The organism is Salinispirillum marinum (genome assembly GCF_042650105.1).
Classification (GTDB): Bacteria; Pseudomonadota; Gammaproteobacteria; order Pseudomonadales; family Natronospirillaceae; genus Salinispirillum; species Salinispirillum marinum.
Map to the genome: position 1 here is coordinate 119183 of NZ_JBHSAL010000002.1, position 12276 is coordinate 131458.

At 53.2% G+C, this 12276-nt stretch carries 11 protein-coding genes; 8 read left to right on the forward strand and 3 right to left on the reverse strand.

Translation table 11 applies throughout. The features are described 5' to 3' along the window. The first annotated feature begins 53 nt into the window (after positions 1 to 53). From ACFOSD_RS07710 to uvrC, 3 genes are all read left to right on the forward strand, one after another. Positions 54 to 1436 carry a PhoH family protein gene (locus ACFOSD_RS07710; protein ID WP_380695191.1) on the forward strand — a complete coding sequence of 461 codons (1383 nt, stop codon included), beginning with the start codon at positions 54 to 56 and terminating at the stop codon, positions 1434 to 1436. 113 nt (positions 1437 to 1549) lie between these two features. Continuing rightward, entirely contained in the window at positions 1550 to 2209 is a 660-nt protein-coding gene (gene uvrY, locus ACFOSD_RS07715; protein ID WP_380695193.1) for a UvrY/SirA/GacA family response regulator transcription factor, read from the forward strand. A 4-nt stretch (positions 2210 to 2213) separates the two neighbouring features. Continuing rightward, positions 2214 to 4055, forward strand: a complete 1842-nt coding sequence (gene uvrC, locus ACFOSD_RS07720) for an excinuclease ABC subunit UvrC (RefSeq protein ID WP_380695195.1) — start codon at positions 2214 to 2216, stop codon at positions 4053 to 4055. 105 nt (positions 4056 to 4160) lie between these two features. On the opposite strand, the gene ACFOSD_RS07725 is transcribed toward uvrC, so the two are convergent. Together ACFOSD_RS07725 and ACFOSD_RS07730 are read right to left on the reverse strand one after the other, a co-directional pair. After that, entirely contained in the window at positions 4161 to 4994 is an 834-nt protein-coding gene (locus tag ACFOSD_RS07725; protein ID WP_380695197.1) for an ATP-grasp domain-containing protein, read from the reverse strand. Positions 4995 to 5079: 85 nt separating this feature from the next. After that, on the reverse strand, positions 5080 to 5700 hold the full coding sequence (locus ACFOSD_RS07730; protein WP_380695199.1) for a LysE family translocator: 621 nt from the start codon (positions 5698 to 5700) through the stop codon (positions 5080 to 5082). A gap of 97 nt (positions 5701 to 5797) precedes the next feature. Here ACFOSD_RS07730 and ACFOSD_RS07735 point away from each other — a divergent pair, with 97 nt between their 5' ends. Continuing rightward, positions 5798 to 6187: a GFA family protein gene (locus tag ACFOSD_RS07735; protein WP_380695201.1), complete on the forward strand. Its 390-nt coding sequence runs from the start codon at positions 5798 to 5800 to the stop codon at positions 6185 to 6187. Here ACFOSD_RS07735 and ACFOSD_RS07740 read toward each other — a convergent pair. Continuing rightward, complete coding sequence (locus tag ACFOSD_RS07740) at positions 6162 to 8069, reverse strand: propionyl-CoA synthetase (RefSeq protein ID WP_380695203.1); 1908 nt, start codon at positions 8067 to 8069, stop codon at positions 6162 to 6164. The two genes, ACFOSD_RS07735 and ACFOSD_RS07740, sit on opposite strands and share 26 nt — an antisense overlap. Positions 8070 to 8512: 443 nt before the next feature. Here ACFOSD_RS07740 and ACFOSD_RS07745 point away from each other — a divergent pair, with 443 nt between their 5' ends. From ACFOSD_RS07745 to ACFOSD_RS07760, 4 genes are all read left to right on the forward strand, one after another. Then, positions 8513 to 8947: an REP-associated tyrosine transposase gene (locus ACFOSD_RS07745; protein WP_380695205.1), complete on the forward strand. Its 435-nt coding sequence runs from the start codon at positions 8513 to 8515 to the stop codon at positions 8945 to 8947. 191 nt (positions 8948 to 9138) lie between these two features. Continuing rightward, positions 9139 to 9723, forward strand: a complete 585-nt coding sequence (locus ACFOSD_RS07750; RefSeq protein WP_380695207.1) for a hypothetical protein — start codon at positions 9139 to 9141, stop codon at positions 9721 to 9723. Beyond that, positions 9710 to 11635 (forward strand): Lnb N-terminal periplasmic domain-containing protein, encoded by a 1926-nt coding sequence (locus ACFOSD_RS07755; protein WP_380695209.1) that lies wholly within the window; start codon positions 9710 to 9712, stop codon positions 11633 to 11635. Before ACFOSD_RS07750 ends, ACFOSD_RS07755 begins: the two co-directional genes overlap by 14 nt. Further along, entirely contained in the window at positions 11622 to 12131 is a 510-nt protein-coding gene (locus ACFOSD_RS07760; protein ID WP_380695211.1) for a DUF1850 domain-containing protein, read from the forward strand. The genes ACFOSD_RS07755 and ACFOSD_RS07760 overlap by 14 nt, the downstream gene beginning before the upstream one ends. The last annotated feature ends 145 nt before the right edge of the window (positions 12132 to 12276 follow it).

A 12276-nucleotide genomic window follows, 5' to 3' on the forward strand; every position in this document is an offset into this window, starting at 1 on the left:
GGTGCGGGGCGAACCTAATTCAACCATGCCCAACAATGGCTAAGGACTGTTGAATGAGTGAAATGAAGATTTACGCGCTCGACACCAACGTATTAATTCATGACCCTAACGCTCTGTTTAATTTTGAAGAACACGCCGTACTCATCCCCATGGTGGTATTGGAGGAGTTAGACAAACTCAAAGTCGGCACCACGCCACTGGCCGCCGATTGTCGCCAAGCCGTTCGCACCATAGATCGCATCATTGCCGACGCTGCACCCGCCGATGTTATTAAAGGTGTGCCGATACCCCGTGCCGATGGCAGCTATTTAGGGCGCCTGTCCATTTTAATGCCTTACGGCGAATCGCCCACCTCGGGCACATTACAAGCCCACATTAACGACAATAAAATCATTAATGATTTGCTGCACCTGCAACGCAAGTACGCGGGCAGCAAAGTGGTGTTGGTCACGAAAGACATCAATATGCGCCTAAAAGCGCGGGGTTGCGGCCTCGATGCCGAGGACTATCACAATGACCAATTGATTACCGACATTGATCGCTTGAACAAGGGTTACATTCAAGTAGAAGGCGATTTTTGGGACGCCATGGAAGCGCAAGGGCACTTGGAAATCGACGGACAGAAAGAACAAAAGATACCGCGCGCGCATTTGGACAACCTGATTGGCCCGGAATATTTTCCGTGCCAATTCATTCGCGATGAGCGTGATTTCATTGGTCGCATTTTGGCGGTCGAAGAAGATACCGTGACCTTGGAATTGTCGAATGAAGGCATTTTAATGCGCCAGAAAGCGTGGGGTTTGAATCCGCGCGATGCCTTTCAAGCGATGGCCATGCGTCTGTTGCTTGACCCCAATGTGGACCTTGTATCACTGAACGGACCAGCCGGTTCCGGTAAGACCATTCTGGCGTTAGCCTGTGCGCTGGAGCAAACCGTTGAAACCAAATTGTATAAACGTATTGTGGCGACCCGCAGCACGCGTGGCCTCGATGAAGATATCGGCTTTTTGCCCGGTACTGAAACCGACAAAATGGCCCCGTGGCTGGGCGCCTTTACGGACAATCTGGAAGCGTTACACGCCGAAGACTACGACCCCAACAGCAGTGAACATTACGTTGGCGCCAACATGCCGTTGCACTTCAAGTCGATGAACTTTGTCCGAGGGCGCAGTTTCCAACACACGCTGTTGATTGTGGATGAAGCGCAAAACCTGACCCCGCACCAAATTAAAACCATCATCACCCGAGCTGGGGAGGGCACAAAAGTTGTGTGCTTGGGCAATCTCGCGCAAATAGACACCCCCTACTTGGGGCCAACGAGTTCCGGATTGACCTACATGACCGAGCGCTTTAAGAGCTTTGAGTTTGGCGGTTCGTTGAGTTTGTTGGGGGTGGCCAGGTCTCGATTGGCGGCCTATGCCGAGCAATATTTGTAAATCGTCCAGCGTGGAGTGCCACCCGGCACTCCACGAGCCAATAACGGCGAGCTTTGCAGAACCGGGACTCTGCGTTAGACTCGACCTACAATCGGCTGTACGAGTGGAATAAGATGGTTACTGTGATGTTGGTCGATGATCATGATCTCGTTCGCACCGGTATTAAACGGCTGTTAGAAGACATTGACACCATCAAAATCGTTGGCGAAGCCAGCAGTGGCGAGCAGGCGCTGATTATGGCGCGTGAGCTTAAACCTCAAGTCATGCTGATGGACGTGAAAATGCCCGGTATCGGTGGTCTGGAAGCGACACGTCGCCTCCACGCTGCCCAACCGCAAACCAAGATTATTGTCGTGACATCCTGCACCGAAGACCCCTTCCCCAGTCGGCTTCTGAAAGCCGGAGCTGCCGGTTATTTGACCAAAGGCGCGGGTATTGAAGAAATGGTCTTAGCGATCAACTCGGTAGCGCGTGGGCAGCGCTATTTAAGCCCCGAAATCGCCCAGCGAATGGCGCTGAGCAGTTTTGCCGGCGAAAGTAGTGAAAACCCTTTGGATGCCCTGTCGGAACGCGAAATGCAGATCACCATGATGATTGTGAACTGTCACAAGGTGCAGGCTATTTCCGATAAACTGTGTCTCAGCCCAAAAACGGTAAATACCTACCGTTACCGCATTTTTGAAAAACTAAATATTGCCAGTGATGTTGAATTGACTCACCTCGCCTTGCGTCATGGTCTGGTCGAAATGAGTGATTTGGAGCGGCTGTCTTAACGGTATGTCCGCGTCTTCACCTTCCGAGTTCGATGCCAAAGCCTTTGTCTCGTCGCTAACGCCCAAACCGGGCGTTTATCGCATGTACGGCGAGGACGGCGACTTGCTGTACGTCGGCAAAGCCAAGAATCTAAAAAACCGGGTAGGCAGTTATTTTCGGGCCCGCGGCCTGACCAATAAAACCGTTGCTCTCGTGCAACGCATTGCGCGCATCGATATCACGGTCACACACAGCGAAACTGAAGCACTGCTGTTGGAACAAACCCTGATTAAATCCCATCGGCCGCCGTACAACATCATGTTGGTGGACGATAAAGGCTATCCCTACATTTTCCTGTCAAGTGAGCAAGACTGGCCGGGCCTGCATTTGCACCGCGGTGCACAGAAAAAGAAAGGTCGGTATTTCGGCCCGTTTCCGAGCGCTGGTGCAGTGCGTGAAAGCTTAGCCACGCTGCAGAAAGCCTTCAAAGTGCGGCAATGCGAAGACACGGTATTTTCGGGCCGCTCGCGGCCATGCCTGCAGTATCAGATTAAGCGCTGCAAGGCGCCCTGCGTCGGCTACGTCAGCGCCGAAGAATACGCCGCCGATTTGAATAAAACGGAGCGCTTTCTCACCGGAAAAAATCAGGATTTGTTGCATGATATCGAGCAACAGATGGACCAGGCTGCGGCCGCGCTGGAATTTGAGAAGGCGGCCGAATATCGCGATCAAGTCTTGTTACTGCGCAAAATTCAAGAGCAACAACATGTCGCAGGGAAGCAAGGCAATGTGGACGTTATCGCGGCCGTGTTTGAAGGGCGCGGCTGTTGTGTGCATCAATTGTTGGTGCGCAACGGGCGTCTTATCGGCAGCAAAACGCATCACCCTAAACCGGGGTTGGCCGAATCAGCTGATGATTTGATTGAAGCTTATATCGGTCAACATTATTTAGGCGCCACCGGGCGTGAAATACCGGCCGAACTATTGGTTGTACCGTCGCTCAATCGGCCGACGGCGGCCCTGTTGGAAACCGCTTTGGCGGAAGTAGCCGGGCGTAAAGTAGCGATTAAGAGTGATGTCCGAGGCGATCGCGCCAAGTGGCGGGACTTGGCGCTGACCAATGCCAGTGAACAACTGGCGATGCACATTGCCGGGAAGGACAGCACAGAAGCTCGTTTTAAAGCACTCGAAGACAGCCTGAAATTGCCGGAGCCCATTCAACGTTTGGAGTGTTTCGATATTTCACACAGCCATGGTGAAGCCACGGTAGCCAGTTGCGTGGTGTTCGACCGCCAAGGCCCGGCGAAGCGTATGTATCGGCGCTTCAATATTGAGGGCATTACCGGCGGAGATGATTATGCGGCCATGCGGCAAGCGCTGACGCGGCGCTACAGTCGGTTATTGAAGGAAGAAACGCCACTGCCTGATCTCATCATTATTGATGGTGGCAAAGGTCAATTGGGCATCGCGCAAGAAGTGATGGCCGAATTGGGCATACAGCCCAGACTGCTGGGTATCGCCAAAGGGGTAACCCGTAAAGCCGGTATGGAAACGCTGTATCTGGACGATGCCGAGCATGAGATCGTTATTGCCAAGCATTCACCGGGCCTGCATCTGTTGCAACACATTCGGGATGAGTCGCACCGGTTTGCCATTGCCGGACATCGAGCACGACGTGATAAAACGCGCACCCGTTCGCTGTTGGATGACATTCCCGGCATTGGCAATGAACGGCGCAAAGCCTTGGTGCGGCACTTTGGCAGTGGCATGGCGGTAAAGAGTGCCAGTGTTGATGAAATCGCCAAGGTGAAGGGTGTTAGTCGGGGCTTGGCGCAATCCATTTACGATTTTCTGCATTCGGCGTAAGGGTGGTTAAAACCCTCTCGTAACGTTCGTCGGCAGGTCGGAAGTCGCGCCTTAAGGCATACGCCCTGCGCTTGAATGGTTGAGATACACAGAATCTAAGCCGAGTTATGCTACCTGCGTGGGCGGCTTATCCCCGGGGGCGGTAAGGTTTTCGAATTGCTCACCTAAATGGCCCGGTAATTGATTCGCCAAATAGGGTGTGATGGCGGCCGCCAAAGCATAATCCAAGCCTGGCAGGCCCTTGTTACCAAATAACCGGTTAAACTCAAACACATAGGGGTGTTGCCCCACCATGGCAATGTCAAAACCGGCATGGTCAATGTTCAGGGTTTGAGCCAGGGTAATAACCAGTTCCGTTGCCGCCGGGTGCAATGGTGAATGGTCTACAGTGCCGCCTTGGCTGACGTTGTTGTGGAAGCCGTTGTCTGACTGCAAACGCCAGTACCCACCCAAAATTTGTTTTCCGGCGACGATAATGCGCATATCACGGTCAATGGGGAGGTATTCCTGTACATAGAGTATTGGTGTGAGGTTACAGTAGTCGCGCCATTGGCGGCGTTCTTCAATCAAAAATACGCCTTCACCCATGCTGGCTTTTGGAATCTTAGCGACAAAGGGCAGGTCCATAAGGTCCCATAGGCGTTCCTGTTCGCGCTCAGTATTGGCGGCAATCCAGGTATCCGGGGTGTGTTTGGGAATGACGGCCTGGAATACGCGGGTCATCTCGATTTTGTCATGACCCAGCACATAGGTCGCCGGACTTGGGAAGACCCGACAACCCCAAGCATAGATTAAGGTGTTAAGTTGCCAAAACTCGGGAAAGAGTACCCAGTCTGCCGCTCGAATATCGGCCTCGTGGCGTAAAAAATGTTCGGCTTTGACGTATTGAACGCCCGGAATATGCAAAGTACGGAATGAATCGAAAGAAATGAGCTTCATGATGCGCCATCAAAAGTGACGCGCGAATTCTACTCGTGTCCGGATGAAACAGGTAGAGGCGAGGCACAAAAATTCGCTAGGTTCCCTAGCTCTTACCCACCAAAAACAACCCGGCGGCTATCATCAACGATCCGGCACCTCGGTTCATGGCTCGCATGGCTTTTTCGGATTGAAAAAACCGGCGTGCACCGGAAATTCCGGCCGCGATCAACATCAACCCGGCCATGAGCCCTAGCATGGTCAAGACCACCACCAAGCCAATGTCGGCCCGTGATAACCGGGTCAGGTCGATGAAGGTCGGTAAAAATGCGATATAGAACAGAATCACTTTCGGGTTCGAAGCGGAAATCAGAAACCCCTGAACAAAGCTCATCAAGGCACCGGGCACGGCCTCCCCATCCTTCGAAAGGCTTTGCACCTTGATCGGTGTTGTCCACATCTTGTAGCCCAGGTAAATCAAGTAAGCGGCACCCACGAAGCGAATCACCGTAAATACTTCACTCCAGTTTTCCGCAATGGCGGCCAAACCAAAACAGGCCAGAAGCAAGTATATGATGTCGCTCACCGTCATACCAAATGCCAGCGGCACGCACGAGGGTATTCCCGCCGTCATGCCACGCGCCAGCAATGCGAATATCCCCGGTCCGGGGGTGATGGCAAATATAAAAATAGCGACAAAATAGGTGATCGCACTTTCAATCGACACGTTATTATTTCCGCGAGTGAGTGGTTGGACTATAGTCGCAAAACATTGCTTACCTCGCCAGAGCTAAGCCAATCTGTTAAGACTGAGGAGTATCCAAATGTTGACGGGCAGTTGTCTTTGCGGCCAAGTGACGTATCACCTGCAGGAAGAACCCACCCAAATCGATTTATGCCATTGCTCCGTGTGTCGCAAAGCGCATGGCTCGGTGTTGTCTGCGGGCTCTACCCTGTCGGCGACAGCGCTTCAGGTGAACACGGGTGACGACCTTTTGCGCTTTTTCGAATCCTCACCCGGCAAACGGCGTTATTTTTGTGCAAACTGTGGCACCCATCTGTTTTCGCGCATGGACAAAAGCCCTGATAAGGTGCGCCTGCGCGTTGCAACCTTAGACATCGAACCCAGTTTACCGCAGGTCAGAACCTTGCATTTAGACTCTGCTGTACAGTGGTTTCAGAACGCCGTCAGCTACAAGGTGCCGTCGGCGTAATGCCACGTTCCCGCATCGCTTGTTCAAGTTCGTTTAGGCAACCGGGGTCGTCAATGGTAGAAGGAATTTTGTACGCTTCTCCGGCGGCCATCTGTCGCAGTAGGGCGCGTAATATTTTGCCTGACCGGGTTTTCGGCAACCGCTGTACCACCATGGCATCGTGAAAGCAGGCTACAGCACCGATGTCATGGCGAATTTGCGCCACGATTTCCGCCGTGAGAGAGGCCTCCGAGGCGTCCACGCCGTCTTTCAGAACCACCAAACCTAGGGGTTTTTGGCCTTTGAGGTCGTCTGGTATACCAATCACCGCGCATTCCGCCACGTTGGGGTTGGCCGCCACAATTTCTTCCATCTCGCCAGTGGATAAGCGATGCCCCGCCACATTGATCACATCATCAATGCGGCCCATGATGAACACATAGCCGTCGTTGTCGACGTAACCGCCATCACCGGTAAGATAATAGCCGGGGTAGGTATTTAAATAGCCTCGTACAAAACGTTCGTGGTCTTGCCATAAGGTTGCCAAACAGCCCGGTGGTAAGGGGAGCTTTAAGGCAATAGCACCTTGCTGACCGTTGGCGACGGGCTGACCTGCTTCGTCCAAAATCGTCACCGCGTAACCGGGTACGGGTAGCGTTGATGAGCCCGGCTTGGTGGGCTTGGCTTCCAGTCCCATTAGGTTAGCGCATACCGGCCAGCCGGTTTCAGTTTGCCACCAATGGTCAATCACTGGCTTTTGCGTGCGGTCTTTTAACCACTCATAGGTGGCCGGGTCCAAACGCTCGCCCGCCACAAACACATACGCCAGGGCTGATAAATCATAATGCGCCATACCGGTGGCGTGCGGGTCTTCTTTCTTGATGGCACGAAAGGCGGTGGGTGCGGCAAACAGAACTTTAACGCGGTATTCAGCGCACACCCGCCAGAAGGCGCTGGCATCCGGTGTACGAATCGGCTTGCCTTCATACAGCACCGTACTGCATCCGGCAATCAATGGCCCATAGACGATGAAGGAATGCCCCACCACCCAGCCGATATCGGACGCCGCCCAGAACACCTCGCCGGGGGCCATGTCATATACCGCCCGCATGGCATAATTCAACGCCACCGCGTGCCCACCATGGTCGCGCTGTACGCCCTTGGGTTTGCCCGTAGTGCCGGAGGTATACAGAATATATAGCGGGTCTGTGCCGTTAACCGCAGTGCAGGGTACGGGCTTTGCTTGTTTAACGGCCTGATGCCAGTCGATATCCCTTTGTGGTTGAAGCGTAGCGGCACATTGCGGGCGTTGGACCACGACGCAATGGTTCGGCACATGGTGGCTTTGCTCCAGAGCCTCATCCAGTAACGGCTTGTAGGGAATGATCTTGTCGACTTCGATTCCACAAGATGCGCTCACCACGACCTTGGGCTTGGCATCATCAATCCTGACCGCGAGTTCATGTGGCGCGAAGCCACCAAACACCACAGAGTGGATGGCACCCAAACGTGCGACCGCCAACATGGCGACCACCGCTTCTGGAATCATCGGCATATACAAGACGACGGTATCGCCTTTTTCCACGCCCAGATCCGACAATACACCGGCAAAGCGGGCTGTATCGTCCAACAATTCGTGATAAGTAATAGCGCATTTTTGTTGTGTGACAGGGGAGTCATAGTAAATGGCAACTCGGTCACCGTGCCCTTGCCCTACATGATGATCTAAGGCGAGATAACAAGTATTTAATTCCCCATCGGCAAACCATCGGTCTATGCCATGTTCATCTTTGGTCAGAACGCGTTGTGGTGTTTTGAACCATGCAAGGTGAGCAGCTTGAGCGTCCCAGAACAGTTCAGGTTGCTGTTGCGACAGGTCATATTGGTCGGTGTAAGTTTTCATGGTAAGCGCCTAGTTGAGTGCGTAACAGGCCCCAATGGATGGTCGTTGTTGTTATTGTCGACAATCTTTGGGCGGCTAGTCTGTAATTGAGGTCTATTCTAGGCTTTGGTTGGTGTTTTTTCTCTACGACAATTGTCTAATGTCGACAATATTGTGCTTTTACGTTTTGGAGTCAGATCCCCTTTTATGCGGATGTCGTGGTCCTAGGAGCGCGGCCCTCCGTGCGAAGGATTCGGCCAGAGGGCTGGCCTCCTACAAAAGTGTATCCGATCCGTAGGAGCACGGCCCACCGCGCGAACAATCGGCCAGGGGGCTGGCCTCTTTCAAAAGTGTATCCGATCCGTAGGAGCGCGGCCCTCCGCGCGAAGGACTACCCCTGTGGTGAGTACCATCAATAGCACCTTTGCAGCAAAATAACCTATTTAAAGTTATGGAAAAAAGTCATGCAATTCCATGGACGAAATCTGCGTAAAGGCCGTTTCTCCGCGCCTAATTACATATATCACGTTACAGCAACGACCAAGAATCGTAATCCTGTTTTTTCAGATTTTTATGCCGCTCGCACGATCATTCAGACGTTAAAGCAGGAAGATGTGTTGTCCAGCACATTAACACTGTCATTTGTCGTCATGCCTGACCATCTGCATTGGTTGTTTGTGCTCCAAAATGGGGAGCTATCAAACATAGTTCGGCGAGTAAAGTCAGTGACGTCGAAAAAGCTAGGCGTTGCTATCTGGCAGAATGGCTTCTATGACCACGCTATTCGTGCAGAAGAAGACTTGATAGGCACCGCACGTTATATTGTGGCCAACGCTCTTAGGTCGAAGTTAGTTGAGCAAATAGGCGACTATCCGCATTGGGATTGTATTTGGTTGTAATATCACTTTTCTCGCGCGAACAATCGGCCAGAGGGCTGGCCTCCTACAGCGAATCTTAGTCGTAGGAGCGCGGCCCTCCGCGCGAATAATCGGCCAGGGGGCTGGTCTCCTACAGCGAGTCGTAGTCGTAGGAGCGCGGTCTTCCGCGCGAACAATCGGCCAGAGGGCTGGCCTCCTACAGGTGTTTCGGCATGACTTACAGTTTGTTAACATCGCTGCAAGATTTTCATCGTAGGCTGCTCTCGATGCCATATCGCAGTGTTCAATATGTATCGTTCTTGGTGTTTCATACTGTGTTGTTGTTCGGCGTGGCCCAAGCGCAAACACCCCAAGAGACCTATGCCAGTGTTGCGAACCCCTCGATCTCGGCCTGTCGGGTTGGTGCACCAGTGTTTAAATTCACGGAACTCAATTCGCCCATGTCGCGGATTTACTGGGATTTCATGAGCATTGATGGCACACAAGTCGTACCGGACACTTTGTTATGTCATGCGGCAGACATCGCTGCCTTGCGCTTTGTACATGAAACCTATGACACGCTAGAAGCCGAATTGGCAACCGGTTTCGGGCGCTACAGCGCTGATCTATTGAATATATTGTCGTGCGAGCCAGCAGCGCAGCGCGAAATTTTGTCGGCGGTACGGCGTGACTTCGCACCGATCATGCTGGCTGACGACTACGCTGAGCTACCCGCTGCTAACAAATCTGCTCAATTATTCAGCGTGGTTCTGCGCCAAATTTCCGAACCATTCAGTGCGCAATGTGAGTATTCATAGCGTGAATCAGGTGGCAATCAAACGTCTTACTGGCGCAATAGGGTGGTTTGTTTGTTTGGGTCTGGTCATTATTTCTAGCCCGCAGGCCGCACAGAACGCCACAGTAGAGCGGTTTTGGCAAGAGGCCCAACGGGCAGAACTCTTTCACACCCCCATGTGGCACAAGTTGGTGTATTACCAACCCCAGGGTTTTGGTCGGGGCTACAGCAGCGACATCAATTCCGCCGGGTTCTTTCTTTCCCCGCAAGGCGAACATGACCCTGCGGCCGAACTGCAGGCGTTAATCGCGGGTGTTCTTGCGCCCGTCGACGGTTTTCAACCGGAACAGCACGCCCAATGTCGCTTCCCCGCGCGCTTTACGTGGTTGCAGCAACAGCTCGATTTCTCAACGGTAACCTTACCGACCCCGGCGTGTGAAGACTACGCCGCCTGGCGCGTAAACGAACAAATAGATTCGGTCAGCCTGATATGGGCCAATGGCTACTTGGGCAACCCATCGTCGTTTTATGGTCATGTGTTGTTGAAACTGAATTATGCGAGTTCCGACCCGGACAGCATCTTAGGCACCACAGTAAACTTCGGTGTTGATTTACCCAACAACGAAACACCTGCCGTATTTGTATGGCGCGGGCTGGTGGGCAAATACAACGCGGTTTTTGCGTATTCGCGGTTTCATCAAAACAGCTTGTTGTACGGCGAAATGCAGCAACGTGATCTGTGGGAATACCGTTTGAATTTTCCGCAAGATAAAGTGGATTTTATTGTGGCCCACACATGGGAGCTGCTAGGCCAAGAGTTCGTATACTATTTTGCCAGTGAGAACTGTGCTTATCGCACGGCACAGGTGTTGGATTTGGTCTTGGACGAGCCACTGGGCAACCAGATAAAACCTTGGACGCTGCCACACGATATCTTCAATAATTTGATGGACCAGCGCCTGAATGGCGAGCCGGTTGTGCAAGCCGTCCGTTATATTCCAGCCGGACAATCGCGTTTTACCGAACTGTACGAAGCGCTGTCAAAAGAGCAACAACGCGCTGTAGCCCAACATATTGCCGCGCCGGTGCGTAACAAACCGATGATCACCCGACCTACCGATGCAGAACACATCGACGTTTTAGATACCTTGCTTGAATACTACGGGTTCTATTATGCGCTGCACGGCACGCCAGAAGAACTGAGTGAGGTGCGTCGCCCGTTGGTACAGCAACGGTTAGCCTTCGCACCGTCGCCGCCCCGGCAATTTCTGCGCGATCAACAACCGCCTCATGCCGGACAATTCCCCAGCCTGTTGCAGGCGGCTGTGTTCGGCAATGATGTCATCGGTACCGGCGTGACCGGGCGCTTCCGGCTGTCGTACTTCGACCATCTTGCCCCCGCACAGGGACGCCTACCTTTCATGCACATGGCCATGTTCGATCTGTCCGTCGCCGCCACGGAAAATGACATTTGGTTAAAACGTTTTGACTTGGTGCATATCGAGGCCCTGAACCTGTCCCGAACCGGGCAGCCGGGAGACGGTGGTTTAGCTTGGAAGGTACGATTGGGTGCCGAACAAGCGGACCTAAGCTGCAACGATTGCTTGCAAGGGTTTGCGGAAGGTGGCTTGGGCAAGGGTTTGGCAATGGGCAGCGATAGCGCGGTTTATTCAATGTTTGAAGGGCGTATCAACAATGGTGACAAAGGCCCCGTTTCCGGCACGGCCCGTTTGGGCGCGATAGTGGGTGTGCAGTCCTGGTGGAAATTGCATCTGGATGCTGGATATCGCTACCACGTTGCTGCCGATGTAGATGCAGAACCCATGCTCGCCGGGCGGTTGCGGTTGGGTACCGGACGGCGCTGGGATGTCGTACTCAGCGCAGAAGAACATCAAGCAAGAGAAATGAAGGTGGCATTCAGTGCACATTGGTAAGTGGATCTCGGTTTTGGCCTGTTTAGCGCTAGCGGCCTGTGCGGCAGTGTCGCAAGACGGTGATACAAAACCCATTGTCGCCATGGCCGACGACGCTTGGCAGCTCGAAATCCGGCGCCGAGATAACAGTGTGGTTTACCGCTTGGACTTACCTGCCGATGGGCAGTGGTGCATGGGATGGAATCACTCCGTGGCAGGGTTCCCGGTTACCGACTGCTACGGTGTCCATGAAGGACAATTGCGTTTGGAGAACAGTCATCAGCCGGATTTTGCCGCCGGTTTAGGGCATATCGAGGGGCGTGGGCGCATGGAATCCGATGGGGCTGGCGGGTACAACATTGTGGATATCAACGAACCCGTGCCCGGCAACGCGTATTTTTTGCGCGTGGGTGCTCTGGCCGTCAATCATCGTATTTTGCTAGAAGACCAAGTTTATAGCCTCAGTGAACGGGCCGCCGGTGAACGGGTGTTGATTCGGTTGGTGCGTTCGGAATAGGCATAAATAACCGTCTAGGGCTTTCGGGGTATGCCTACAGCGCTCCACGGCAGGCCGGGAGTCGCGCTTTTAGGCATACGCCCTACGCCCTTTGCAACGCCGTTGCACAATCTCCGAACAACAGGACTATGATGAGAAGGAGAGA

What these genes read in the sequence shown, in the direction of transcription:
- ACFOSD_RS07710 (WP_380695191.1), top strand. Translation starts at nt 54, where the DNA reads ATGAGTGAAATGAAGATTTACGCGCTCGACACCAACGTATTAATTCAT.
- ACFOSD_RS07740 (WP_380695203.1), bottom strand. Translation starts at nt 8,069, where the DNA reads ATGAAAACTTACACCGACCAATATGACCTGTCGCAACAGCAACCTGAA.
- uvrC (WP_380695195.1), top strand. Translation starts at nt 2,214, where the DNA reads ATGTCCGCGTCTTCACCTTCCGAGTTCGATGCCAAAGCCTTTGTCTCG.
- ACFOSD_RS07750 (WP_380695207.1), top strand. Translation starts at nt 9,139, where the DNA reads ATGACTTACAGTTTGTTAACATCGCTGCAAGATTTTCATCGTAGGCTG.
- ACFOSD_RS07725 (WP_380695197.1), bottom strand. Translation starts at nt 4,994, where the DNA reads ATGAAGCTCATTTCTTTCGATTCATTCCGTACTTTGCATATTCCGGGC.
- ACFOSD_RS07745 (WP_380695205.1), top strand. Translation starts at nt 8,513, where the DNA reads ATGCAATTCCATGGACGAAATCTGCGTAAAGGCCGTTTCTCCGCGCCT.
- uvrY (WP_380695193.1), top strand. Translation starts at nt 1,550, where the DNA reads ATGGTTACTGTGATGTTGGTCGATGATCATGATCTCGTTCGCACCGGT.
- ACFOSD_RS07735 (WP_380695201.1), top strand. Translation starts at nt 5,798, where the DNA reads ATGTTGACGGGCAGTTGTCTTTGCGGCCAAGTGACGTATCACCTGCAG.